The organism is Mycobacterium sp. (genome assembly GCF_965277065.1).
Taxonomy (GTDB): domain Bacteria; phylum Actinomycetota; class Actinomycetes; order Mycobacteriales; family Mycobacteriaceae; genus Mycobacterium.
The window spans coordinates 26,475-53,204 of the sequence record NZ_CBDIBT010000012.1; the positions used below are offsets into that span (position 1 = coordinate 26,475).

Consider the following 26,730-nt stretch of genomic DNA (forward strand, 5'->3'; position numbering starts at 1 on the left):
CAATCAGCGGACGGCCGAGCCGGGGCGTCGACCGCGAGGATGTTCCTCGACTCGGGCTGCAGCAGATTTGAGTAGCGGACTACTGGCACAGGGCGCGGGGAAGCCGACGACCCTGGTGAACGGCAGCACTCGATAGGTAGGGCAGTGACGATGACGAACATCCAGAACTTGAACTCGGTCGTGTTGGCCTGGCACGGCGTCGACGGCGACACCCGGATCTTCCGCGCCGAGATGACTACCTTCGACGGCGCTGCGCCTGCGGGCTGGTCAAGCGTTCGGGTGTACGGCGAGAGCTTCGCCGCGCCCGCGCTGGCCAGCCCCAACTTTGCGGCACTCATGGGGCCGCGGTCACCGTCGGCGGTACAACTCGCAAGACTTGATCCCGCCGGCCTCGGCCCTGGACCAGCGGTGCCGTCATCGTTTCAAACGACAACACGGCCCGCGGTGACCAGCAGCGACGCTGGTCAGCTCACCTTGGCGTGGCGCCAACCTGATGGAGCGCTCGCCTCGTCGCAACATACAGGGGCAGGCTGGAGCCCGATCGTGACGGTGGGCCGCACCAGTCACAGCCCGGCGGTGGCGGCCGGTGGCGGCCGCGTCGTGCTGGCGTGGAAAACGGATAACGGCGTCCAAATCGAGGGCGCGACCACGACCGGGCAGACGCAACCCATGAATCCACGGCAAGGTGGCATGCTCACCGGGGACGCGCCGTCCTTGTGCTGGCGCGGAGGCACCTACTTGATGGCCTGGAAGGGTGTACCCGGTGATGAACGAATCTTTTGGTCGAGGTCCAACGATGGCCTGAACTGGGAGACCCCCCGCGAGGCCATACCCCAAGACGGCGGCATCAGGACCATCGCCGGGCCGGCTATCACCGTGTGGCGATTCGGCTACATTCTGGTGTGGCGGGGCGTCACCGGTGACCAGAGGCTCTGGTGGTCCGCGCTCGCCCTCAACGATGTCGGCGGCCGATGGAACACGCCGACGCCCGTCGGGCCCTCGAGCAACTCGAACTCCTCGCCTGCGCTGTTGAGTCTCTCGGTGGCAACATTGTGACGCCTGACGCTGCTATCAGACTGGCGGGTCTTGGAAAGTTCGGCGTCCGATTCGGGCTTTCCTCACTGAACGGCCCGGGTGAGTCCGAACTCTCCGGAGCCGGACCCGTAGAAGGGCTTCGCAGCGAGAGTCGTCGGTGGTAAGTACAGGTAGCAGCGTAGACGGCCGGGTTTCGGCGTTCAGACTGCTGGGCGGCTACGCCGAGCAGGTTGCTGTCCCGGTGGCCGACGTGATCCGCAGTCCCCGCGGACGCTGAACCGGTGTCGCTACTGGTCACCCTCAACCTGATGTCTTCGCGTTGCTCGGCGTACCAATCCGTGCGGCAAACTTATCTCCCGGCTATTTGCCTGAGCGATTCGCCGTGCTAAGTGACCAGCATCTGGTTTGCTTGCGGTCACGCCACTGCTATCTCGGTAGGCGACGCCTGCCACGACGAAGGCGGAGCAGATGTCCCCAACCCCGCGGGTGATCTCAACATTCAAACATGCTGCAACGATCCACGCGCTTGCGTACAGCCCCGACGGGCAACGGTTGGCCACCGCCAGCGACGACCGCTCCGTGCAGATCCGCGCGGTAGCCGACGGGTCGCTAGTGAGCACCCTGACCGCTGATGTTCCGCTCCAAGGCGTCTCTTTCTCACCGAACGGCACGCTCGCCGCGGCGACAGCTTCTCGGGCTGGCCCTCCGAAGGTGATCGTGTTCGATCCGGCCACAGGCAACCCGCTGTGGAATCTGGTACCGGTGACGAGCTGTGTTTTCAGCCCGGACAGCACCCGCGTTGTGCTCTCCGACGAGTCGATGGTGCGGGCCTGTGATGCGCGTAAGGGCGCCCAGCAGTGGCTTTTTCACGCGTCGGCCGGCCAGTTGCTCCAAGGCGCTGCGTGGAGTTTCGACGGACAGACGGTCGCAGTCGGTATCAGCCGTACCAGCAACGTAATCGGTGGCGAGGCCGGCGGGCAGGTCGTACTGCTGGACGCGTCCTCGGGCTCTGTGGTTCGCAGTGTGGAACGGCAGACCAGTGTCCGTGCGGTCTCGTTTGCCGGTGATCACAATCTGCTCGCGTTCGGCGCCGACGACGTAGTTGGTATCGTGGGTCTGGCCACCGACGCGGTGCGGGTACTCCCCAATCCGGCAGTGCCGCAGCATGGGAACCTTCGAGACGTCTTGTCGATTCGGTTCAGTCCGGACAACACGTTGATTGGCGTGGTCAGTGCCAGCCACCCGTTCGGAATGAACTTGGGGATCGAAGTGCTCAATGCCGAGTCTCTCGAATTGCTCCAAGGGATTTCTAGTTTCTCGTCGGTATTCGATTTCAGCCCCGATTCCCGCTGGGCCCTCAGCGTCGAACCCACGGGTTTCGATCCGAACCCTCTCAACCGCGGGCGCGCCCTCGATGTGCGGGTTTGGGATGTGGCTACCGGGGTTGAGCAGTTCACACTGTTGCAGGACACCGCCGATGGCATCGGGGCTGCGGTGTTTGGGCCCACCGGTGCGACGGCGGCGGTGGCCGCCGGTAATACCGCCACGGTGTTGCAGTTGCCGGTGCGGGAGCGTTTCAGGTTGCTCCACGATGGGCCGGTTCGTGCGGTGGCGTTTAGCCCCGATGGGTCCCAGGTGTTGACCGGTAGCCGCGATAGCACCGCGCGGGTGTTCGATGCGGCCGCGGGTAGCCAGCTGGTCACGTTCGCTCATGACGGCCCGGTCAACTCGGCGGTGTGGATTCCTGGTCAGCCGTCGGTGGCGACGGCCAGTGCTGATCACTTTGCGCGGATCTTCGATGTGGGCACCCCGGCGGTTGCGCGGGTGCGGGTGCCGCACGACGGGGCGGTCAACGTGGTGTGCGTCAGCGCCGATGGACGATGGTTGGCTAGTGGCGGGGATGACGGCATTGTCCATTTGACCGAGGTGGCCAGCGGCAACCTGCTGCACAGTTTCTCTCATGCGCAGCAGGTGCATGCGGTGGCCTTCGGGACGCTGCCGGATGGGCGGGTGCTGTTGGCCACCGGCGATGAGGGATTCGCACACCTGTTCGACACTGCCAGCGGGGCGACGTTGCAGGACCTTGTCAATGCTCAGGGGAAGGCGGTGGGCGCGGTGGCGTCCTAGCGCTGATGGCACATGGTTGGCCACCGGCTGTGCTGACGGGTCGGTGCGGGTGTTCAGCACCGATAGCGGCGCGCTGGTGTCGCATCAGGAAAGTACAACGACGCCGGTGCGTGCGGTGGTGTTCAGCCCTGACGGTGCGCAGCTGGCGATCGGCTGGGGCGACGGCACGGCGCGAATTGTGGCCAGCGGTACGGGGACTGAGACGCAGCGGTTGAAAGGTCACACCGGGGCGGTGGAGGCGTTAGCGTACCGGGCGGGCACGCTGCTGGTGACTGGAAGTGCCGATCACACTGCGCAGGCGTTTGACGCCAGCACCGGTGCGCCGTTGGCCAGCTACAGTCACGACGGCGCGGTAAATGCCGTCAGTGTCGATCACCTAGGGTTGATGCTGGCCACCGCAAGCGAGGACAAAACGGCCCGCCTCTATGCACTACCCAAGTGACCGGTGGCGCGCCCGGTGGCGTTAGCCCTGACGGGTGCGCTGCCGGCCACAGGTGCCGGTCACGAACACCACCCGAAACCTTGAAGCGTCGTCACATTGAATGCCGACAGAAACACCCACCGAGCGCCAGCCGAGCTGGCCATAATCCGCACCGAAGAGTGAGCCAGACAGATGTCCCCTGCCCCGCGGGTGATCGCCAAATTCAGCCACGCTGCACGTATCAATACGCTTGCTTACAGCCCCGACGGGCGACGGCTGGCCACCGCCAGCGACGATCACACCGTGCAGATCCGCGCGGTAGCCGACGGGTCGTTGGTGAGCACGCTGACCGCCAATCAACCGCTCCAACACGTTTCATTCGCGCCCAACGGCAGTCTTGTTGCCGCGACCGGTTACCGACCTCAAACTCACGTCTCTGAGCTGCCCTCCGGTAGCGTTTTTACGTTCGATCCCGCGACCGGTACCCAGTCGTGGAAAGTGGAGGGACACTTTGACACACGATGCACCTTCAGTGCTGACGGCACACGCGCTGTACTTTCCAACAGTGCCGCAGTGGAGTCACGCGACCCGCACACCGGCACCCAGCAGTGGGTGTTCGCCGTACCGGCCAACCAAACATTCACTGACGCCTCGTTGAGCGGGGATGCCGCCACCGTCGCGGTCGCCACCCGCGGCAACACACAAGCGGCGGGCAATCAAATCCTGCTGCTCGAGGCCGCCTCAGGCGCGGTACGCCGAAACGTCGAACGGTCGGCCCCCGTGCGTGCGGTGTCGTTTTCCGGTGATCGTGGTTTGCTGGCGTTCGGCACCGACGACGAAATTGGCATCGTGGACCTAGCCACCAACGCGGTGCGCGTACTTCCGAATCCGACGGTGCCGCAGCACGGCAACCTCCGCGAAGTCTTATCGATACGGTTCAGTCCAGACGATACGTTGATCGGTGTAGTCAGCGTCACCATCAACGGAATCAACCCGACGATCGACGTGCTCAGAGCCGACACCTTCGCCCTGCTTAACGAATTACCCAACGGATTCTCAGGGGTGTTCGGGTTCAGCCCCGATTCCCGCTGGGCCCTCAGCGCAGAAAACACTACCGATGCCCGGGTTTGGGATGTGGCTACCGGGGTTGAGCAGTTCACACTGTTGCAGGACACCGCCGATGGCATCGGGGCTGCGGTGTTTGGGCCCACCGGTGCGACGGCGGCGGTGGCCGCCGGTAATACCGCCACGGTGTTGCAGTTGCCGGTGCGGGAGCGGTTCAGGTTGCTCCACGATGGGCCGGTTCGTGCGGTGGCGTTTAGCCCCGATGGGTCCCAGGTGTTGACCGGTAGCCGCGATAGCACCGCGCGGGTGTTCGATGCGGCCGCGGGTAGCCAGCTGGTCACGTTCGCTCATGACGGCCCGGTCAACTCGGCGGTGTGGATTCCTGGTCAGCCGTCGGTGGCGACGGCCAGTGCTGATCACTTTGCGCGGATCTTCGATGTGGGCACCCCGGCGGTTGCGCGGGTGCGGGTGCCGCATGACGGGGCGGTCAACGTGGTGTGCGTCGACGCCGATGGGCAATCGTTGGCTAGTGGCGGGGATGACGGCATTGTGCATTTGACCGAGGTGGCCAGCGGCAACCTGCTGCACAGTTTCTCTCATGCTGGGCCGGTGCGGGCGGCGGTGTTCAGTCCTGATGGCACCCGGTTGGCTAGCGGCGGGGATGACGGCATTGTGTTGTTGACCGAGGTGGCCAGTGGCAACCTGCTGCGCAGCTTCTCTCATGGTCCTAACAACGCGGTGCGTGCGGTGGCGTTTAGTGCTGATGGCACGCGGCTGGCCACCGGCTGTGAGGGCGGGTCGGCGCGGGTGTTCGGCACCGATAGCGACACGCCGGTGTGGCGGGTCGACGGTCTTGGGCCGGTGCGTGCGGTGGCATTCAGCCCCGACGGTGCTCAGCTGGCGCTGGGCAGCGCCGACTCCACGGCCCTGATTGTGGCGAGCGATTCGGGGCATGAGCTGCACCGGTTGTTAGGTCACAACGGGGCGGTGGAGGCGTTAGCGTATCGGGCGGGCACGCTGCTGGTGACCGGTAGTGCCGATCACACTGCGCGGGTGTTCGACACCAGCACGGGTGCGCCGTTGGCCAGCTACGGCCACGACGGCGCCGTGCATGCCGTCAGTGTCGATCACGCGGGGTTGATGCTGGCCACCGCGAGCGAGGACAAAACGGCCCGCCTCTATGCACTACCCGAATGACCCAGTAGCCAGCGTCTTCGGTTACGCACCAAGTCGACCGAGTCTTGGGCGGATGTGCTGCGCGATTGTCGCCGCCTCGGCAAGACTGCCCCGGTGCTGATCCGGAATGTTGCTTCGGGTTCTGGAAGGGTGGTCCAGGAGGTTTTCCAATCGCCCGCGAACGAGGCTGCTGATTCACAAAGAGGCCAACATCCTTGTCGCACTGCACAAGTCAATACGCCCGGCCGTGCTGAACAGATCTAGACCGCGGAGGACATCGGCGGTGCTCAAGCGCGGTCAAGGCGTTTAGGTCGACCTCGGCGCCAGACAAGATAGTTCAGGACCTCTATGTGCTGTCGAAGTTTTATCGAGGGTCACGAAAGGCATTGATTCGCCCAGGGCACGGTATCGCCGCGGCCTACAACCTGATTGGCGCCGCACCCATCCCCGGGTCGCGCGGTCGACGTACCGCATTTGGGGATCGTCGTGGTCCGCGTCGGCGCCATCTTCCGCCAAGACGGACCGCTCCAACGGCCCGTCAACATCACCCGCTCGGAACCGACAGAAATACGCAACAACGAGGTCGCCCGAGACCGCTGAATCCACAGGTCGTGACAATGCCGCACACAAAGATCTGCTGGATGCTGCCGCAGGATACCGGTGCGCCGACACCTAGAATTTAGTCGCCGGAACTGTTTGAAGCGCTGGTCGCGGATGCTAAACCGGAAGGGCCCGGTTAACGGGCTGCCGCCGCTTTGCCGAACTCCACGGGTGACGGCAGCATTATGGATACGAAAGTTCTGGCTGAATTTTTCTCTGCTGCATTGCAATTGGTGTAGTTTCACCTCAAGGTTTACCAGCAAGCCGGGGAGTGATGCGATAGCCACACTCATGCACATAGTTGTGACTTTCCGGCGGGGAGTCTTCACGACTGTTCTGCTCTTGGCCGTTATTGCAGTTAGTTCTCTATGGCGCCAATGTTTCGTCCGCTTCAACAGGCCGGCGGTACAGGGTAACCGCAGTCGGCGCCCACCTCGACGTTGTATTGTGCAATTCTTCTCGAACGAGTGCGAATATGAATATCTCGAGATCCGCGTCTTCACCGAGTGTTGATCCTGACCCGAGTCTTGAATCCGCCGCTCCGGTACAGGTCTGGGCGGCGCCGGAGGTGGCTTCGGGGCGGGGTGTGCTCGACGGCGCATTCGCTGTGCTGGACGCTCTTGCTCACGCCGACAACGGGCTTGGCCTGACCGCGCTGGCGCGCGTGACCGGGCTAGCCAAAACGTCCGCTCATCGGCTCGCTGAACAACTCGTCGCACTCGGTGCGGTGCAGTGTGTTGAGTGCCGCTATTACGTTGGGCCGCGGATGTTGCGCATCGGGCAGCGCTGGCAACCCAATCCGCTACTAAGGCTTGCCGCGCAGGCGCCGGTACATGCCCTTGCCGTGCAATCCCGCGCCATCGCGTCGCTGAGGATTCTGCACGAACATCGGCTCCGGTTTATCTGCGCTGCCGGGCCCCATGGTCACGCGCATCTTCCCGACCCCGCCGACGCAGAATCGGTTGCCCGCACCGCCACTGGACGTATCCTTTACGCGGTCCAGCGCGCCTGTGATGTCGCGCTTCCCAACTGCTGGACGCCACGTGAATGGCACAACCTAAAGACGTCCCTCAGCGATCCGGGCGCGACCGTCGCCGACCGCCAGGAAGCGGTTGCTGGCGTGTGTTGTGTCTCGGCGCCCGTGTGGTGGCCGAATGCGATCTGCGCCGGCGCAGTCACCGTCACGGTCCACACGAATGATCTACCGGTGGGACTGGCCGCCCTAGTGTCGCGCACCGCGGCTCGGATTGAGGCTTCACTTCAGCGGGCGAGGGCCGAATAACAGGATAGGTGGTTGCCGGCGCCCAGCCGCGCTGCGCCTGGCGGAGGCTGTGCGTCGGTCCACTCATCGGACCCGCCAGTTGCCCACATCACAAAGTAGGTATCGGGTGACTAAGGGGCTGGTCTCGCTGTTCTTCGTGCGTTGTAGAGACGACCATGATCGGAGATGCGCATGCCTGCTGACGCGACGGGGGAACACGCGAATGCGCCGCCGCGTCAACCAGCCAGCCCGGTCATCAGTGCCGCCAGCGGGCAGATCTTGATCACCGGTACCGGATTGCTGCCGAACCAATCGGTCACCCTCCGCATCATCAGCGAAGACATTGTGGACTACCTCACTTATGTCAGCGATGCCAACGGATGCCTGTGTGCACCGTTCCCCGAAGCCGCAATCAGCGGGACCAAGTACATCGCTGTCACTGACCACCGGACCGACTCCGCCGCTGACGACGGCCTGCTATGGAGTAACACCGTCGTCGTTATGGGTACCGGCGTCTGAAACCGCGGGCCGTTGTCAGCGACGTCGCGGGTAATGTGTCGGTCTCGAGCTTGCTGGCGCGCGAAACATCGAGCCTTTCACAACTTCGACCGAGCTGCATTGGCCGCGAAACATTTCGCCCTCGTCATGTGGCCGCCGATACGTCACATCGCGCAGCGGAACTCGGTCCGTTGCCGGCCGCGCTACACGCCGGCATACCTTGGCTGCTGAGTCCGTGCAACCGGCGGCTGAGCAGGGCCGCGTGACTGTCTGTCGTCATCACCCTTCCAGCGACGTCAACACTTCCAGGTGGTGAGCACCCGGAACAGATGTGTTGCATCCCTGGTCAGTCCCGGCGACAGCTAGTCGCTGGCACGCGAGGCGCGACGCGCAGCGAGCATGCCGGCGGGACATGCCGGGCGTCGACGAGACCGGTCCACTCAGCGGACCGCACTGTTGCCCAAGCCAGTGTGTAGACGCCCAATGGTTTCACCAGTTAAAGGAAGGACATGCATGCCGGGGCAGTGGCGGACGAATAGCTCGACAGCATGCATCCGGTCTTCATGCTGGCGCCGACTTGGCTTCCGTCCGGTGCAGCGGAACGCGCCGATAAGCCCGGCCTGGACGGTCAACGCTAAACGGCTTCAGCGCTCAGTCCGGTGCTACATTGCGGCCAGAGACGTCGGGAAATTCTGTTACTTGCCCGAAGCGACCGTTTGCGACGCGGACGATGTCTAGCATCAGCGACCAGCTGATGTTCCGTTATCTTGAACCGGTTCAGCTGAACCAGCTTCTCGTCCCTCCGTCGGACGCCAATCGGCAGCAGGTGAGAGCGCTGCTAGCTCAGGTCTACGACCCCGGTCTTTTGACCGTGAAGTCGGTCGACGGCGTCACCGTGATGTCCCAGAGTTTCCAGGTGCCGGCCGTCGACTCGGCCACAGTACGCGGGACGTGGGAGAAGGTCAGCCCTTCGCCCGAACGTGCGAACTACAGCTTCGGCTTGCCAATCCCCGCCCAAACCAGCTGGGTCGACATGGCTCTGGATACAACCGTCAACGTCCGAGTCGCCGCCACATCCCCCGTCCTGGCCGCCGTCAGCTCAAGCGATGTCGCGGGGTCTTCACCGCGGGACTTCGGCAAGAAGTTCCAGCTCCAGTACGCCGAACCGCCCGCCTTCAACGCCGACGACCCCGCCGTCAAACGGACTTACGCCCTGCGCGTCTCGGTACTGTTTTTCCCCACCCTCGACATCGAGAGCGCTCTGCGCCGCATGGTTCAGGGCCGCCAAGCCCTCGATGCGCTGCGTTCTCATCCCGACACTTACGAGGGAGGAGATGTTCTGTCCTCCAGTGCTTGGCTGGGTGTGTTTCCCACCAGCTTGTTCGTACCTAACGGGATCTCCCAGGACCAGGTGTCGACCCTCTTCGCGGCCGACAGCTTCGCTGCAGCGTTCGTCACAATCTGAACCGATTTCAACCAGGAGGCTGACCATGGCAGACAAAACTCCAGACAAAGCCGGAGAGCAGGGCGACGTCAGCCCGTCCGCGACAGCGTCCGCCGCAGACGATGCTGAACCTGCTGTAGAGCTCTCCCCGCCGCCCCAACACGACCTGCTCGAGCTGGAACGGCTTCGGTCTCGCCTGGTCAGGAAATTCCACGGAAGGAAATGACCGATGCCTGTCAAGTACATCGATGTCACGGCAAAAAGCGACCTTTTTGTTCCGGCGACGAGAGCCTTCGGTGACATTGCCATCGTCGGGAAGGGCGTAGGCGCGTCGGGTGCGTCGGGGCCGCACGAGTTCACCGACCCGGCCTCACCCATCGCCGCCTACCTCACCCGCTCGGTCGCGGACGCAGTCATAAAAAGCGGTAGCACCACGGTCACCTCCGCGGCGAACGGTTTCGCTACCTCAGACGTCGGCCGTGCGGTAACCGGTACGGGGATCCTGAGCGGCACGACCATCGTCAAGGTCACCAACGCTGGGAGCGTCGAACTGAGCGCCGCGTCGACGGGCGCCGGGACAGGCGTCGCCTTAAGTGGCCTCCCGGGCGAGCACAGCGACCTCGGCGACGCGATCGCGATGGCGTTCCGACAGTCCCCACCGCCGACGAGGGTCTGGGGTGTTCAGGTGGACGCCACCACGCCCGATTGGGACACGGCATTGACCGCAGTCGCGAAGCTCGACGTCCAGATCGTGGCACTGGCCAACACACCGCTGAACAGCTCCACCGCGCAGACAGTGGACAAGCTCGCCACCCACGTCAGTACGGTGTCCAACACCGGAGGCGACGGCAAGGAGCGGATCGGCGTCGCGATGCTCGACTCGTCCTTGACCGCCTCCGCGCAGGCCGCCCTCAACACCGGCACCGTGGCGAACGAACGCATGTTCCTGATCGCCCACCGGTCCAGTGAGGACGTGGCCGCTGCGGCGGCGGGTGTGATCGCTGGTGTCCAACCGCACATCTCGGTGCTCCTCAAGCCGATCAACATCAACCAGGACCCTTCTCGCGGTTTCTCCGACAGCGAAATCGACACCCTCGACAGCGCTTTCATCAACTGGGTCACCAGTCCCGTCCTGATCCCCGGGAGCGGCGTCTATCTCGGAGAGGGATACACCGCCAACCCGGGTCAGGGGAACAAAAAATATATCGACGTCGTGCGCACCCTGGACGACATCAACTTCCGCGTGAAGGCCGAGCTCATTCAGGCCATGGGCAACTTGCGCGTAAGCCGTTCCGGGTTGCGGGCCATCGAAACGCTGGTTGAAGCGGTCCTCTCGCCGCTGATGGCGCAGGCGGTGATAGAGGATTATTCCGTTTTCATCCGTCTGCTGGTCTTGCTTAGTAAGGACCCGGCCTCATTGAGCGCGGCCGAACTGCAAGAGATCCAGGACGCCCAGGCCTCCCGGAAAATTGATATGGCCATCAACGTCACTTATGCCGGCGCAATCCACCGGCTCCATATCGATCTGGTCTTCAAGTAGCAGGCACAGGAGAGCTCATGCCATCAACCGCACCCGACACCCTCAAGTGGGATACCCGGCTCACAGTCATGGTCGGCACCACGGTGGTGACGCCCATCGAAAATTTCAACCCCACCTTCACCACGCCCGTCCAGACCCTGCACTCGCTGGAGGCCGACAACGTCGCCCACATCGTTCAGCCCCAAACCTTCACCTTCACCATGCAGGTCAAGGCGATCGGCCCGGTGGTAGCGACCCTGACCGACATCGCCCTCAAACACACGTCTTTTAGTGTGGCAATATCCGAGGCCAGCGGCACCGACTGGACCTTCCAAAAAGTCGCATTCCGCGACTGCTACATCACCTCGGTGAACAACACCATCCAGCCTGACCAATCTCCCAACGCGAGCTTCAATTGCATCTGCCTTGACATGGAAACCACGGTCTGACGTCATGGCCGAGGACGAGAACCAGGAGCCCACGCCTGGGTCGGAGGCGGTGCTCGTTACCGCTGAAGGCCGGGACGTGCATTACCACTTCCCCGTTCACGTGGTCGTTGTCGGAGAACACAGCGACGACGTCACAAGCGAAATCGAGGCAAGCATCATGTCCAGCCTGTATTCGGCCCTCACCTAAGACGACCGTGCAGCGGTGCGAGTCTGATGGCCGCCGTTCACTGCCACTTCCCGATCACAGTCCACGTCACCGGGCACCTTGGCGCGGAGGCGCTTTACCAGCTCGCTGCCGAGGTGGAGCGGGCGGTGGCTGAGCGCATCGCGAGCGCGGAAACAGAGCTCTACCGGCACCCGGGTGCTCGCGCCGGCACGGGCGTCGTGCCAGGGAACCAGCGGGGTGAGGCGAGCACGGGCCTTGCGGGCGCCGACGAGATTGCCCGCCGCCCGGCCGGAACGAGGAAGCCAGTTGCCAGCGCAGGTGCGGCGGCGGCGCCGGGTCAGCGATTCCTGATCCATGTGACCGTCAACGAACCGGTCAGCGCCGCAGAGTTTTGTTTCCTGGCGGTCATGCAAGGCCTCGGCCTCGAACGGGACGAGGCCAAGCGGGTGATCGATTCGGGCACTCTTCGCTGCTACGGCTGGGCATCGACCTATGGCGTCGGACCCGAATGGGTTAACCATCCCATTCCCTTCTGGGTCGAATCCAGGCTCGCTCACCGCGCCGCGGAGACGCCGGTAGGCAGCATCTCCGACGTGGCTCTGGAACCCGGCGAACTTGCCGAAATCAGCGCCGAGGCCGATCAGCGATTCTGGGCGAAGATCGGCGAGTATCGGACTCTTTCGAAAACCGATCCGCGCGACGCCGCCTACCGTGAACTCTGGAAATCGGAGTACGACGCCCTACTGCGGGAGCGGCATCCGATCGCCACGGGGGGTGAGCCCGATGACGATCCGTTCTCTGCGGACCTGCGGCGCTTTGTCACAATCGCGGGCTTACCCACGGCGGCCCCACATCAGGAAATCGACCCTGAGCAGATGTACTGGATGCAGAAGGTGCAAGAGATTCTCGCCGGTATCAGCGAACGCGACTGGAAGCGACTGCAGCGCATCGGTCTGCCCCAGAGTGACTGGCAGGGGCTGTCTGCGTGGGTTTCCCGGTTCGTGGAGGATCAGCGCGCATTGGACCACGCGATCGAAAAGGTCGGACGAATGGACGAATTCGGCGGTCTCGACTCCGCGTACGAATCAATTCGCGGAGAAGGTCGAGGATCACGCGATGACGTTGAAGGGGAGGCATACGCTCGCTCCTCGGAACTGGACGAAGCCGCCGGAGCGTTTCGCGACAGGTTCCAGGTCCGAGCAGTTGAGATAACGCTCGAGATGCTGCGATATGCCGAGGTTGCGTTGGAGACGGTACGCGAACGAATGCACATTCGGCGGGAGCGGGAGTCGCTTTTCTCGGCGTTAGCCAACAACGATTCCGAGGTTTTGGCACGCGATCCCGCATTGAGCTATCCCGACATTCTCGAATCGGCGCATAACTCGACAACCCCGGACGACCTCGGCGAGAGGTTGCGGGGCAGCATCTACCAGCAGATCGAGCGGATAAAGTTTGTCCGCGAGAACCTTGATGAAAAACCGAACGTCGTCTTCAACTTCGACGTCGTGGTTGCAAACACGTTGGTCGAGCTTGGGCTCGGCGAATCGATCCACGCCGAAATCATCAAGAGAGGGTGGGGCTCGTCGGACGGCAGTTCTCTCTTTGAGAAGCTGCTCGAGCTGGGGAAGATGCTGCTGATTTTCGTACCCGTGATCGGTGAAATCTACGGCGCGATCGAAGGTTTTCAGGGATTCCGCGAGGCCGTGAAGGACTACGGTGCCCAGGATGATGCGTTTGAGCTCGGCCTGCGAACGACTGAGCCGAGCAAGGTGGGCATCCTATGGGGAACCGTCGGTCTCGTTGCGGGCGGTGTGCCGATTGCGCACTCAATCTCGAGTACTGCGAGGGGTTTTGGACAGTTCGAAACCGGTGTGGCCGGCGAAGCGACCACACTGGGGCGGGCCGAGACGGGCGCGGCGGCCGCCCAAACTGGTGAAGTCGTAGCACCGCAAACGGACGAAGTTCCAACACCCGGGGCGCGAGACGCAACAGAGGGGATAGAGGGCGGCGACAGCGCCGAAATACCGACTGCGGCTATCGATACGCAGCCTCCGCCAGACAAGCTCTTGCTGTTCCATGGCACAGATCAACCGGGCTTTACCGAGGGCAGAATCAACGTCGCTCATGCGGGGGGCGAGCACCAAGACCTGAGCCAGGGCTTCTATCTCACGGAGGACAGGGAGCTGGCGGAGGAATACGCCCACATGCGGAGCAAGCAACGCAGCGTGATTCCGAACGTCGACGAGCGTGGCCTCCACGGGATGACCTACACGCACGGTTGGGACGTCGCACTCGAGGACCTTGGAGACGTCGTGGACATCCGGCGCGGAGGGCAGGATCGCGCAGCTTGGGACGCATTTTTAGAGGAGCCGCCGTTCAGTGTTCCCATCCCGGGAATGCCAACCCGACGAATCTATCTCCAGAAGCTCGGCGCCGACCGGCGCGGCATCGTGTTCGAGCAATTCCTGGGGTCGGTAGGCAAGTCCGACGCGGATGTGATTGTCGCGCCCCTCGGGGACGACGTTTTTATCGGTATCACAACGGGACAGGAATCGACACAGGTCGTCATCCGCTCACAGAAGGCGGCCGACGTACTCAACGCGATCATTAGGACTGCACAATGATCGGCGAGCCGGCAGAACTAACAACATCGGATCTTCGGTCCGCCGCGCCCCGCGTCTGCCGAAGCGTTCCCCAAATAGGCAAGTAGTTGAGTGGTTCGACCGTCAGTGGCGTAGCTCGCTGGCGATTCCTTCTCGGCCGTAACACATTTCACCGTCACCAGGTTGTCGATTAGATCGCCGCTTGACGCACGCCGGCGGCTGCGTGTGGTCCGCTCAGCGGACCACACGCTTGTCCGAACCGGCCCGATCGACGCGAAATGGTATACGCCGAGCTTCGGAGGAGGATTCATGGCCACGCGATGCGTATACGTAGCTCGGTGGCGGGCCGGGCGCCCGGCTGGTCATTGTCGCGCTTCGACCAACCGGGCCCCGTGTGGATTTGGCGGAGCGGGTGACAACGCTCCCGGTTGGCGTCGACGACCGTTGCCTCGTTTGTGCGAACGCACTTGTGGGCCGGCCCGGTGACGGGCAATTGGCCCCTGGTCGAAGTGACGGACGGCGGAGACCAAATTCACCCAGGATGGCGTGGCGGGCGCACTCCTCGCAGCAATAGGTCGTACCCCTGAATGCAGGATCACCAGCGCATGAGCGACACAACTCCACGCGTGCGACTCCCGCCTTGCGTGCAGGAGGCAGCGGGCAAGGGGGCGGGCGGATGGCGGTGACGATTCACCCCCCACACGGCGTGACCTTCGAGGGCCCCGCCTCTGAAGAAGACCGCGGCCGGATCGAAACGGCGCTTCAGCATGCCGTGCGGCGGGCTCTTGCGAAGTCAGCGGCGCGGCAACTCCAAGATCTGACGGTTCGCCGGTCCGGCGAGATCGGCGAATGGCCCGACCTCGCCTGGGTCGGACCTGCCGATCGCGGCTACTTCGAACCCAGCGATGACGATCGGGGGGAGCTCACGGAGACCGGACTGCTGGAAAACATCCCGGCCACCGCGGCACAGCGGACCCAACACCTGATCGCAGCCGGCCAAATGGGTGCGGTCGCTGAGCCGTTCAAGGTCACTCAGGTCGGGCCCGCGGTCGGAGCCCAGGTGGTTCCCTGGTGGGAGGATCGGGGCGAGCCCACCGGGATCGAACAGCCAGAACACCCCACGCCGACCACCCAGGCTGAGGGTATCCGGGTTGGCCCGAGCGGCCTGGAAGCCACGCTGATCGCCGTCACGCCGGGCAACCGCAACGTGTACCTGAGTTCACCGCATCACGCCGTCTCCAGCTCGTTCAGCACCGCCTACCAGTTCGGCCTAAACCTGTTCAAGGCCTCGTCTTTCGCCATCCTGCAGGGTCCGGGGCAAGGCAACGCGACCCAGTATTTGACGCTCGGAACCGAGCCCAGCGTCGACTCCGCCGACCTGGGCAACGCCGCCGTGCATGGATGGGAAGGCGCGCAGAAAGAGACCGCCGAGGGTGACGTCATCGACGTGCCCTCGCTCCTGCTGCCGTCAGATAGCTACGGAATCGGCAGCTACACACTGCGCGGCTTGGTGACCGAGGACCGTCGCATCGTCTACCCCGACGCGCCGCCTACTCGGCAGTCGCTGGACGACGTCGAGACAGCGGCTCGACAGGGCGTGCAAATCCCCGCTGCCACTGACGCTCGCGAGCTGCTCTTCAACGACGTCGACAGGCTCGTGGAGCAATACTTCGCCGGCGACGACACTAGCCTCGGGAAAGCCGCCGATTACTTGAGCCGCTTCGACGCCAACGTCTTCGCGCTGGTTCCGTGGGACCATAAGGTCAAATACCTCGAGGTTTTGCTCGCAGCCTGGACGTGGCAGATGCGAAAGCAGGCCGTCGTCGCGATCTTCACGTCGCTGCGCAGCGACAGCGAGATCGACGCCGTCATCGACGAGCTGAAGCGGGCGGGACGCTACGACCAGTTCATCAAGGACGTCGACTACGGACTTTACGACCTTCTTGTCACCCTGGGCGAATCATTCGCCCAGGACCGCAACGCAGTAGTTACCTTCGAGGGCCTCATCGAGCTGCTTGACAGCATGGGGATGGTCAGCGAGGCCCCGCCCGGTTACCTGACCCAGATCGTCGCGGAGCCTGGGGCCAAGCCGGTGCCTCCATCCGAGATGCTGGTCGAGGCCCATGATGCGGCGATGGGTTTGATCCGCGTTGGGGCGGAGCTGGGAGCGACCCTGCAGAGTATTTTCGATGATCCCGACACGGTGATGCTGGGCATCGACGCAATGGCTGAGCTCATCGTCAACATTTGGCTGGCCAACGCCGGCTATCAGGCGGCCGCCGTGCAGATCGCCCGGACGCTGGCCAGGGTTGACAACAAAACTCGGGCTGCTCTCCGCGGTGCGGATCGACTTGGCGTGGACGAGTACGTGCTCGGGCGAATCAGGTGGCGCCTGCTCTGGGAGGTCGCCTCGCTGTTCGCTGAGGCCGACGCGGTCGTGGAGCCTGGGGTAGCCCTGACCCTGCCTAAAGCGGGACGCACCCACGCCCGGTCGGGCGAAGCGGTGGACGCCGAGGCCCAGGCCGATAGCGCGGCCCGACTGGCGGCGCTGCTCAACGATCGGAGTGCGACCTTCGGGAGCGTCGAAGAGACGGCCGAGTTGCTCTCCCACCTTCCCGAAGGCGACGTGCAGCGGCTGGGTCAGCTGCTGGAGTTCCACGGTCCCGAGCTGCACGCCGCCCTCGAGGACGCCGCGGCGAAAACTGAGGTGCTCAAGACGCTGGCCGACAAGAGCGGCGGGCTCAGCGAGGAATCTCTCGCGCTGTTCCAGCGTCTGGCGGGCCCGGACGGACTGGAGGTCGAGGCGTCCCGTCGCGTGGTCGCCGCCCTCCCCGCCGGCGAGGTCGCGAGGTTTGCCGCCACCCTGCAGCGCATCCCGCTGCACCGGCTAACACCCGAAACGCGCGCTCCCATGCTCGAGCTGCTGGCGGCCAGCGCTCCGCGCATGGACACCTTGACTCAGGTCGGTGCGGAGACGTTCGCCGCCATCTATCGGCGGGTCGGCGGGAAGGCCGAGGCCGTGGACACTTATCTGCGAGCCATCCACGAGCTTCAGAAGCGTTTGACCGGTCCGGCGAAAGCCGCCGATCTGCGTCGCCTTCTCGACGCCCTGGAACGGGACGAGCCGGGTGCCTGGCTGACCGTGGATAAAGAGCGCCACCCACCGCCCTCTTCAACGACCTCGCTCGACGGAGCCTGAGCAGATGCCCTCGAACAGCCAGCGCCACGCTTGCCTCGCCATCCCCCCCAAGCCGGCGCGGCCCACCGCGAGCGGGGCCCTGGCGGTTTCGATCGGAGGTTTCCGATGCCTGCTGGGGTGAACGTCCCGGTCCTGATTGGAGTGGTACCGCTCTTCACCGTCACCTCGATGACCCTCAACGAGGGTTACAAAGTGGCTCGGATCGCGGGCAGCACGCTGGCCCAACTGGTATCTCCCACCACCAAGACCATCGCCATCGAAGCAGTGCTATTGGGCTCTACCCGGCTGATCGTCAAGAAGGGGCTCGAGGCGATGGCCCTGACCTCGCGTGCCCTCGCTGCCGCGGCCGCGCCGGGCATGAAGCTGGCGGGTCTGCCGGTTGTCTCCGGGTTTACCATCAGCGTTGACATGCAGATCACCAGCATGCGGTTCACTCAGAGCAATCAGAAGCGCGACGCGATCGACGTCAGCATCACCCTGGAGTACGTTCCTCGCTCCAGCCTGAGCGCGATCGTTGGGGAGGCCTTGGACATGGCGCTGGCCGGGGCCACCGCGGCCATCCCCAGCAGCAGCAACATGGTTTCCCTCAAGCGGCAGCTGGGCGGTGGAGTGTGAGTGCGGATCTCCAGTTCTTTCAGCTACCCGTAGTCCCCGATGAGGGCCTGCCGCAGGTGTTCACCTGCCCGGTGGGCGCGGGAAGCTACGATTTCGCCCTCTACGCGAATCTCACGGTCCCCGACGACGACCCACCAGAGACCATGTACGACCTGTCCACATACGACCCGTCCACCTTCAAGGCCCCCGCCGAGCCGCTCTCCCCGGTCGGCTACCTGGTGCTGAGGGTGACGGCTCCGTCGCCGGCCGGCCCGCAGGTCATCCTGCTGCGCAAATTGGTGCCCGAACCCGGCTTAATCCACTACGGCGGCGCGCTGGCAGTCAAGGTTGTCCAGGCGAAGGTCGCGCGAGGCAACCTCAACGGGTTCGGGCACTACGGCTCGCAGATCACGATCGGGGTGGCGCAGCGATGGGCGTGATCCTGTGGTACCAGGTCGACTTCACCGAGCTGAAGACCAAGATCTCCAATGACGTCTACTCCGGCGACTACCTCGACGACGCGGAGATCAAGGTCGAATACGACATCGGCACGCCGGCCAGCTTCAACATCGAATTCAAGAACCTGCCGCTGGATGTGAACAGGGCCATCGCGGACAAGCTGGCGAACTCTGGCACCGGGTCGCCGTCCGGCGTCGAAGTGGAGATCAAGCTGGGCTACCTTGATGATCCCGGAAGCCAGAAGCGCGTGATCAAGGGCCGTGTCCACAGCATGAAGGGCGGCACCCGGTTCCCCCCGTTGGGCCTGAAGTTGCTTGGCTACGAAGAAGCGGCCTATGCACTGCTAACGAAATATGACCCCGACACAAAGCTGGCCCTGATCGCTGAGCCGGCCGCGACGCCGACCGGCGTGGTCGAACAGATCCTGGGCCTGGTAAACCTGAAGCCGGTCGGCGAGGTGACGCCCACGACGTGGTCCTTCGGTACAGCCGCGGAAGACGGGACACCCGCAAAGCCTTACAACCTCGAGGCACCGAATCTCTTTGCCCTGCTGAAGAACTTCGCTGACTATCTCGATGCCGAGATCCTCGTGCAAGATGGGGGCGCCCAATTCGGTGTCGCCATCGTCGAGCCGGCGAACACGAGTATGCCGACAATTCCACCCAATCCGTCGGTTGTGCTATCACTGCTGACCGCCGAGAGTGCGCTCATTCGCACCAAGGACCTGGAAAGTGCGCGGCTGGCTGAGTTCAAGCCGTACGTTGTCGGCAGCCCCGCCAAGCAGCGGGTGATTACCGAGCCGGCCGATCAGACCGTGGTCGACTGCTTCGATTTCACCGTCCTTGGCTCGGCCACATTCCGGGCCGGGCAGCCGGTGATCGCCAGCGTCGACGGCTACGACAACCCGTTCAAGGCCTTCCGGATCTTGAAGGTCACCCACACGTTCTCTCCCGTCAGGGGCTATGTCTGCACTGGGCGGGCAGCGACCTTCGACCCCGGTGGTAATAACCGAGCGGCAACCGAAAAGGCGCGGGTGGCGACCGCGCCGGCCGTGGCGGATCTGATCGTCAAGACGATCAAGGAGGCCCAGGCAACCCTTCCCTCAGTGGATGTGGGGCGGGTGAAGACGGCGAATCCCGTCGACCGGGTGGCCGACCTCTACTTCGGCCAGGAGCGGAACCCCGGCGTGTCCACGCCCTGCGTCGACCTGGACGTGAAGGTGAGCAAGTCGGTCCTGTCCAGCAAACCCCTCGCCGCCCCCTTCGCCTGGCACAAGGTCGGCCTCACGGTGCCCGTATATGAAGGCATGCGGGCGCTCCTCAACCAGGGCCAGAGTTCGCGCAACAACGCAGTTGTCGCCGGCTTCCTCTGGGCCAACAATGCACCGAAGATGGATCGGCCCAAGTCGAACGACGGCGACTGGTGGCTTTGCCTGCCGACCGAGGTGTCCGGCGACCCTAAGCTGCCAACTGGTAAGGGGGTCAATGACCTGGTCTCCGCGAAGGGGCTCCGGGTGATCGAGGCGGTCGGACTCAAGGTGGTGGTGGGCAAGGACAGCTGCTCAGCCGTGGGGGAGCGACCCACCGAAGGAGACGCCGATGTCCTGCTGATCAGCCACTCCTCGGGCACCACCATTCAGATCGACGCCCAGGGCAACGTCGCGGTGCAGGGTAAAGGGACGAGCGTCAGCCTTGCGTGCGGCGGGGCGACCCTGACGGTGGGGAGCGGGAAGGTGTCGATCTCATGAGCTTCGTGCTGGTCGAGGGCGCCATCATCGGATGCAGCCACGGAGGGCAGCTCACACTCGGCTCCGGGGACGCACGCCTCAGCGTCGACGGCAACGGCGCGATCACCTTCGGCATGGAGGCGGGCCTCAGTTTCGCTGCCGCCCACCCCCCGTGCACAAACAAGACCACCACCACCCCGCCGCCCGCCCCCCAGCCGGCCCCCTGTGTGACCTCGGCCGCCACCGCCGGCCAATCCACCAAACTGTCGGTGGGCAATCTGCCGGTGCTGCTCGACTCGGCCAATGGACCCACCGTGCCCGCGCTACTTCCGGCCGCCCCCGGCACCTGGAACGTCGTCAGCGCCGGCCAGGCCAAACTGGAGGCGATGTAATGGCCACTCCCGGCAATAGCGGCGCCCCCAGCCTGGGCCTGAGCTTGATGCTCAACGTCGGGGACCTGGTTTTCGACCCGGGAACAGGCGACCTTGACATCGTGCGGGAACAGCACGCTTTGTCCCAGGCCCTGCAGCTGGCGGTCCAGACGCAAGTCGGCTCCGACCGGATCAACGTCGGCTTCGGTTTCGACCAGCTCTCAGTAGGTGCGTACGCCTACGACATTCACACCCGCAAGGAATACGTCAAGATGCAGCTGGTCAAGGCGGTCACCGGCGACCGCCGCGTCCGCGACGTCCGAGAAATCTTTTTCCGGGACGACCCTCGCTACTTCGAACTGCACTCCATCGACGCCCTTTCTCAGCAGCAGATCATCGCCCGGGCCCGGGCCAGCCGCGAATACACCGTCTATGTAGTCATCGACACCATCAGCAACGACACGCTGACCATCGAAGCCGGGGCCACCCTTGGCTGAACTATGCGGTTGCGACCACCGGCCTGACGGCCGTCACCCCGTCTCGACGCCGAGAGGGTCCAATGACTGATCAACAATTCGGCGTAACCCAAGAGGGATTCGTCATCAAAGGGATCGACCGCATCATCGCCGACCAGCAGGCCCGCGCCCGGATCATGTTCGGCGACGACGTGAACCTGGACCTCAGCTCAGGAAGCGCCCTGCGCAAGGTGATCGACGCCGTCGCTTGGGAAGCACAGGAACTGTGGCGCAGCTTGGAGGGGCAGTACTACGCGAACTTCGTCACCACAGCCACCGGCCCAAGCCTGGACCTGTTGGGCACCGACCTGGGCATCGCCCGCCGCAACCTGCAAGCCGCCGGCAAGGTGACGCTCACCTTATCGAACAACCCACCCGGACGCAGTTACGTCCTGCCGGAGGGCGCGGTGATCCGTGTGGTGGCCGGTACGCCCGTCCTGTTCCGCACCACCGACCCGGTCACCATGGGTGCCCATACCGTGGCCACGGTGGGTGTGCAAGCAGTGCAGCGGGGCCCAGGGTCGAACCTGGCCGCTAATCATTCGCTCGAACTGGACCCCGCTTGGGCCACCCTCCACCTGAATCTGGGCGCGGCCACCATCAAGGCCGCGAACATTCAGGCGATCAGCGGCGGCGAACTCCTGGAGGCCGACTCCGACTTTCGGGCTCGCCTGATCGGACTGCCCCGCGCGTTGTGGACCCAGGATGCTCTCCTGGCCGCGATCCTCGACCTGGACGGGGTGCGTGACGCCACCATCTTTGACCCACTGGGCGGAGTGGACGTCTCCCAGAGCTACTTCAATATGTTCCTGTTCGGGCAGCGCGCATTCGCGCTGGAGCGCCAGGTCGGTTCCCCGTACTACTTCGACGTGGTGGTCGCGGTCGAACCAGGATGGCCCTGGCTCACCAGCGCGGGCAGCATCGCCGGGGTTTACGACGGCGTGCTGGATGTGGTCAAACAGTGGCGGCCAGTGTCCATTTTCCCCAACATCGTCGAAGCCAACCAGGTCGACGTCGGCCTGCGGGCCACATTGGTGGTGCAGCCCGGTCACGACCCGGACGCAATCAAGGGCCAGATGATTGACTCCCTGCACACCCGCGTCAACAACCTACAGTTGGGTCGGCAAGTCCGGTACTCCGACGCCATGCTGCTGGCCCGGAGTGCGTCGGGGGTGGTCGACGTGCAGAACCTGCACCTGCGGCGCTGCCCGCCAGCCTTCGGAGGAATCAACTTCTCCGGGGGGTTCTTCGACCAATCAGTCGAGTTAGCCGTTGGCGAGAACCTGACGTTGGGTCCCGACGAGATCGCCATCTTCACCGTCGACTCGACCCTCAGTGACATCCAAGTGGTGAACCAATGAGGGCGGTGGAATTCCTGGATGTCATGAGTCGGGGCCTGACCCCGGTTTACAACCGGGGCATGGAGCGACTGGAACTCGGCTTTGGCGATAAGGCCGGTGACGGCAGTACCTCCGTCGCTGCGTACGACTTTCAGGCCTACGCCGACCTTTACGGCGGTCTACTGCCAGACTCGCCTCGGTACCTGCTGACACCCGGTTTCACCACGGCGGATCCGCTCACAGTCCGGGTTTGGTTCAAGTCCGGCCCTAACGCGGCCGAGGCGCCAGCGGATGTCGCGATCCCGGCTGGGTGGTCGGCTGGCCGCGGCGTCGCCATCCCGATCCCCGGGCCCGCGTCCGGGATCACCAGCCAGCTACGCCTGACCCGCTTTCAGCCCCAACTCCCCGCCTCGCCCAACGCCGCCGACTGGGGCATCACCGTCCTGCTCGGTAATCTGGCCAAGCTGCTGTGGGTGGTGGGCTGGGAATACGAAGAACTGGCCGCCCAGATGGTCGACGTCGCCGCCCAGCGCAACGCCGCCGCCGCCCATGGGTTCAGTCTCGACCTGCTTGGTCGAGATCTGGGCGTTCCCCGCTTTCCGCCCACGCCTTACACGTGGGACCCCGACACCGTGGCCCTTTACCACTTCGATGACTTGCCGCCAACGCCCCAGTCGCCAGTACCCATGTTGTCCGACGAACGCAGCCGCTACCAGCCGACCGGCGGCCATCCCGGTCAGCTGGTGGTGGGCGGGGTCAGCGCCGAACCGGGGCACAGCGCTCAGCCCGGGCGGTTCAGCCAGGCCTTCCGGTTTGAAGTTCCGCAAAGCTACGTGCTCATCAAGGACCACACCGATTTCGCTCTTCCCGCGGGCTCCTCTTTCACGGTGGAGGCGATTATCAAGCCCGACCGGGCGGTTACCGCCACCGGCGCGGTAATCGCGAAGCGAGTGACGCTCAATACCGTCGGCGACCCCGGCTGGGCGCTGACCATCGGCTCGTTCCGGGGCTTCGACCGCAACCTGCGCTTGTCCCTGTCCGACGGCGCCCAGGAGGTCGACCTCGAGTTGTTCTGCGACGCCGACCTCGGAGACGGGATCTTCCACCACGTGGCCGGGGTCGTTGAGCGCCGGGCCGGACCGCCCGCCGTCACGCTGGCACGGCTATACCTGGACGGGGTGGAAGTGGCTCGCCAGACGCTGGACACCCTGGGCGCGCTGAGCAATTCCGAGCCGATCCGCATCGGCTACGGGCTCGAGCTGGCGACTGCGGCGCCCACCGACGCCCAATTCGTCGGGCTGGTCGATGAGGTGCGCATCTCTGCGGTGGCGCGGGACACCTTCAACCCGGTGGTCGGTGAGGGTGACGACCGGTACCGGCGCCGCCTGCGGGTCTTTCAGCGCTGGGTGCTGCCGACGCCCGACGCAATCCAGGCGGCGATCAACGAGTTGGCGGGTCCGGTCGCCAACGACCCCCATCCGTTTATCGTGGATGAGACTGTGCAGCCGACGGTGATAGGGACGCTGCCGCTGCGGGTGCTTCCGGCACGCCTGCAGCCAGGACAGGGCGTCAGCTCCGACGGTGACTTGCGCAGCACCGAGGCCCAGGCGGTGGGCAGCGCGGCCGACGACGACTTCGACCCTGCCTGGCTGCGCCGCCACCCTGACCAAGCCCATCTCAGCTTCAACGGCACCGACAGCAACCGGATGATGCAGCGAGTCGTCAGCCAGGCCCTCGACGCGCTGCTCGACCGAATAGCTGGCGTGTCGGGCACGCTCACCGTTCTCGGCGCCTACGACCCGTCCGCCACCGACCTGCGACGGGTTGGCCGGGCTCTACTACTTATCCACGACCACATCAGCCCCGGCGACCTGGCTGTCCACGCCCACGCGGCCGGGTTCGGCTGGGCCCGCAACCTAGGCACCGGCCAGGCGCGGGTGGCCCAACCCGTGGGCGAGGTGTTCAGCATCACTCCGCTGCCGACCGGCCAGGATCCCCAGCCGCCCGATGTGGTCGAGGGAAACGACCTGAATCTTGGCGTCGACCCCGACATCCTTTCGCCAGGCTCGTCCAGGGTCGCCGACGCGCAGGGGAGCTGGTCACTGGTCCGCTGTGGATTCGGGGACGCCACATTGGCGGTCAGCCCCCGGCCCAAGCTGCACGCGCTGGCGGCCGGCAACGTCTCGGTGCATCTGGAGGTGATCCGTAAACAACACACCGCCGGAGGCAGCAGGCGGATCAGAATAGGGCTGGCCGACACCAGTCTGGCCGCTGGCCAGACGATCGGCGGCGACGGTCGCAGAAACGTCACTGAGGCCGACGCGGCAGGGGCGCCCAGCCCCGACTTCGACGAGCTGTACCTGCAGACAACGTCGTTCGACAACCTCTCCACCGCAGTCAGTTACGGGGCGGCACCGGGTAACCGGCGCATGCAGCGGGGTGCCGCCGACGCGCTGAGTCGGCTCATCAAGCTGTTGTCTGCCACTCCAGGGACCCTCTCGGTGGTCAAGGCTTACGATCCCGCGGGCATCGGCCTTATTAAACAGGGCCGGGCGCTTTGGCTGAGCCATTCGAGTCTTTCCGCCTCCGCCCTGGCAGCGCGGGCCTTCGCGGCGGGATTCGACTATCTGCGCATCGAGCCTGGCCCGCCCCAGATCGTGCAAGCGGCGGTGGCCGCGGGAGAGCTGATTGGCGTGCACGGAGTGCGCGAGGTCCAGGTGGGGACGTCTATTCCCATAGCGGTCGAGCCGCAAGCCGCACCTATTGGAGTCTGCTTCTCGTCCGATGGCGCTCGGGCCTACGTCGCCGAGCAGAGCAGCAGCCGGATTAGCTCCTTCACGCTCACCGCCAGCCCGGCCAACGCCTTTCCCCAGATCGTCGCCGACTCTTCGGCGGCGGTCCTGCCGGATCCAGTGGCGATCGCCGTCGCCGGCGGCCACCTGTACGTCGTTCATCGTGAGCTGGGGGTGATCGCGGTGCTTGACCCCACCACCTTGGCTACAGCCACGTCCTTCGCCGCGGGAGCGCGTCCGATCACGCTCGCTGCCGACGGCGATCGCCTCTTCGTCGGCTGCGCCGGGACCACGGTTCCGACGTCGATAACGTTGGGCGCCTACGACACGCAGAGCAACGGCCAGGTGGGCAGCCTTGTCTTGCCCGCCATCCCGACCTGCATCGCCCCGATTCCCGGCGGCACCGCGCTCTACGTGGCCACCGTCGACAACCGGATCTGCCAGGTCAACCGGGCCAACCTCACGCTGACCGGGGCGCCTTTCGCCACGGGGGCGAAACCGAGCAGCGCAGTGGTCACACCGGACGGCAAAAAACTCTACGTGGCCTGTGCCGCCGATGACCCTGGCAACCAAAGCGGCACGATCCGGGCATACACGACCGGCAATAACACCCAGGTGGCAGTGATAACCGGCTTCCCCAGGCAGACCCAGCCGGTCCGGCTGACCGTGGCGGCCGATCAGAAGTACCTGTATGTGGCGACTGTCGGTCAAACGGCCGACCAGACGGGGCGTGTGCACGTGGTCGACCTGGCCACCGACACATTGAAGCCTCAGATCTTCAACCCGGGCGGCACCTCAAGCGCGCTGGCGGTGAGCCCGTCGTCGGCCCCGTATCAGACCTGCCTGTTGGCGGCCTCCGCGGACGCCGGGACGATTACCCTTGGCGACCCCGACCCCTTGGCCGGCGTGCCGCCGCGGCCTCCGCGAGTGGCATACTCGCTTGTTCTCGGCGCCGGCGGCGGGGAACAGTTGTCCTGGTCCACCGTTCCGCTCAGCCGGGGCCGGGTTGAACTGGCTTCCCTTGTCCGACCCCACACCCGCGTCCGCGGTTTGGCGCCGGGCGCGGCACTGATCCGGGCCAGTTATCTGCGGGGTGACGGGAACCTGCCCTACCAATTCGCGGTGCGCCTAAACCCGAGTCTGGAAGGCCAGGCCCGCGTGACCATCCGGAAAGACCAGTACGACCTAGTGATGAACGTCCTCAATTGGTTTCACCCAATCGGGGTGGAGGTGAGAACGGACCGTCTAAGGACCCATGTGGTCGAGCTGGCGGAGCTCGGCGACCTCTTTCCCGGTTACACCTTCCCCGTTTTCCGCAACCCCGGCGTACTTCAGCCGGGCCCACCGATCCGACCTCGTGAGGACTGAAT

At 64.6% G+C, this 26,730-nt stretch carries 19 protein-coding genes and 1 pseudogene; all 20 read left to right on the top strand.

Annotated elements, in window-relative coordinates:
- Positions 1 to 144 precede the first annotated feature (144 nt).
- Positions 145 to 1,056: a hypothetical protein gene (locus ACQY5A_RS01880; RefSeq protein ID WP_428338677.1), complete on the top strand. Its 912-nt coding sequence runs from the start codon at positions 145 to 147 to the stop codon at positions 1,054 to 1,056.
- A gap of 157 nt (positions 1,057 to 1,213) precedes the next feature.
- Positions 1,214 to 1,300: pseudogene (locus tag ACQY5A_RS01885) on the top strand (hypothetical protein); the annotation flags it as partial.
- Positions 1,301 to 1,503: 203 nt separating this feature from the next.
- Entirely contained in the window at positions 1,504 to 3,162 is a 1,659-nt protein-coding gene (locus ACQY5A_RS01890; RefSeq protein WP_428338678.1) for a WD40 repeat domain-containing protein, read from the top strand.
- Positions 3,125 to 3,604 carry a WD40 repeat domain-containing protein gene (locus tag ACQY5A_RS01895; protein WP_428338679.1) on the top strand — a complete coding sequence of 160 codons (480 nt, stop codon included), beginning with the start codon at positions 3,125 to 3,127 and terminating at the stop codon, positions 3,602 to 3,604. The genes ACQY5A_RS01890 and ACQY5A_RS01895 overlap by 38 nt, the downstream gene beginning before the upstream one ends.
- Before the next feature lie 171 nt (positions 3,605 to 3,775).
- The gene (locus tag ACQY5A_RS01900) at positions 3,776 to 5,845 is read left to right on the top strand and encodes a hypothetical protein (protein WP_428338680.1); all 2,070 of its coding nucleotides are present in this window, start codon (positions 3,776 to 3,778) and stop codon (positions 5,843 to 5,845) included.
- A 1,147-nt stretch (positions 5,846 to 6,992) separates the two neighbouring features.
- Entirely contained in the window at positions 6,993 to 7,706 is a 714-nt protein-coding gene (locus ACQY5A_RS01905) for a helix-turn-helix domain-containing protein (RefSeq protein WP_428338681.1), read from the top strand.
- A 171-nt stretch (positions 7,707 to 7,877) separates the two neighbouring features.
- Entirely contained in the window at positions 7,878 to 8,204 is a 327-nt protein-coding gene (locus ACQY5A_RS01910) for a hypothetical protein (RefSeq protein ID WP_428338682.1), read from the top strand.
- A gap of 709 nt (positions 8,205 to 8,913) precedes the next feature.
- Entirely contained in the window at positions 8,914 to 9,648 is a 735-nt protein-coding gene (locus ACQY5A_RS01915; protein ID WP_428338683.1) for a hypothetical protein, read from the top strand.
- A gap of 208 nt (positions 9,649 to 9,856) precedes the next feature.
- Positions 9,857 to 11,167: a hypothetical protein gene (locus ACQY5A_RS01920; protein WP_428338684.1), complete on the top strand. Its 1,311-nt coding sequence runs from the start codon at positions 9,857 to 9,859 to the stop codon at positions 11,165 to 11,167.
- Positions 11,168 to 11,184: 17 nt separating this feature from the next.
- Positions 11,185 to 11,595 (top strand): hypothetical protein, encoded by a 411-nt coding sequence (locus tag ACQY5A_RS01925; protein ID WP_428338685.1) that lies wholly within the window; start codon positions 11,185 to 11,187, stop codon positions 11,593 to 11,595.
- Positions 11,596 to 11,599: 4 nt separating this feature from the next.
- Positions 11,600 to 11,782, top strand: coding sequence for a hypothetical protein (locus ACQY5A_RS01930; protein WP_428338686.1), 183 nt, complete (start codon positions 11,600 to 11,602; stop codon positions 11,780 to 11,782).
- Between the two features lie 26 nt (positions 11,783 to 11,808).
- The gene (locus ACQY5A_RS01935) at positions 11,809 to 14,385 is read left to right on the top strand and encodes a hypothetical protein (protein WP_428338687.1); all 2,577 of its coding nucleotides are present in this window, start codon (positions 11,809 to 11,811) and stop codon (positions 14,383 to 14,385) included.
- Between the two features lie 655 nt (positions 14,386 to 15,040).
- Complete coding sequence (locus ACQY5A_RS01940) at positions 15,041 to 17,563, top strand: hypothetical protein (RefSeq protein WP_428338688.1); 2,523 nt, start codon at positions 15,041 to 15,043, stop codon at positions 17,561 to 17,563.
- A gap of 105 nt (positions 17,564 to 17,668) precedes the next feature.
- The gene (locus ACQY5A_RS01945; protein WP_428338689.1) at positions 17,669 to 18,178 is read left to right on the top strand and encodes a hypothetical protein; all 510 of its coding nucleotides are present in this window, start codon (positions 17,669 to 17,671) and stop codon (positions 18,176 to 18,178) included.
- Complete coding sequence (locus ACQY5A_RS01950; RefSeq protein ID WP_428338690.1) at positions 18,175 to 18,597, top strand: hypothetical protein; 423 nt, start codon at positions 18,175 to 18,177, stop codon at positions 18,595 to 18,597. Before ACQY5A_RS01945 ends, ACQY5A_RS01950 begins: the two co-directional genes overlap by 4 nt.
- A complete protein-coding gene (locus ACQY5A_RS01955; protein WP_428338691.1) occupies positions 18,588 to 20,363 on the top strand; it encodes a hypothetical protein in 1,776 nt (591 codons plus the stop codon). The genes ACQY5A_RS01950 and ACQY5A_RS01955 overlap by 10 nt, the downstream gene beginning before the upstream one ends.
- Positions 20,360 to 20,734, top strand: coding sequence for a hypothetical protein (locus tag ACQY5A_RS01960; protein ID WP_428338692.1), 375 nt, complete (start codon positions 20,360 to 20,362; stop codon positions 20,732 to 20,734). Before ACQY5A_RS01955 ends, ACQY5A_RS01960 begins: the two co-directional genes overlap by 4 nt.
- Complete coding sequence (locus tag ACQY5A_RS01965) at positions 20,734 to 21,210, top strand: hypothetical protein (protein WP_428338693.1); 477 nt, start codon at positions 20,734 to 20,736, stop codon at positions 21,208 to 21,210. Before ACQY5A_RS01960 ends, ACQY5A_RS01965 begins: the two co-directional genes overlap by 1 nt.
- Positions 21,211 to 21,272: 62 nt before the next feature.
- Positions 21,273 to 22,589: a baseplate J/gp47 family protein gene (locus tag ACQY5A_RS01970; RefSeq protein ID WP_428338694.1), complete on the top strand. Its 1,317-nt coding sequence runs from the start codon at positions 21,273 to 21,275 to the stop codon at positions 22,587 to 22,589.
- Positions 22,586 to 26,728, top strand: a complete 4,143-nt coding sequence (locus ACQY5A_RS01975; RefSeq protein WP_428338695.1) for a LamG-like jellyroll fold domain-containing protein — start codon at positions 22,586 to 22,588, stop codon at positions 26,726 to 26,728. The genes ACQY5A_RS01970 and ACQY5A_RS01975 overlap by 4 nt, the downstream gene beginning before the upstream one ends.
- The last annotated feature ends 2 nt before the right edge of the window (positions 26,729 to 26,730 follow it).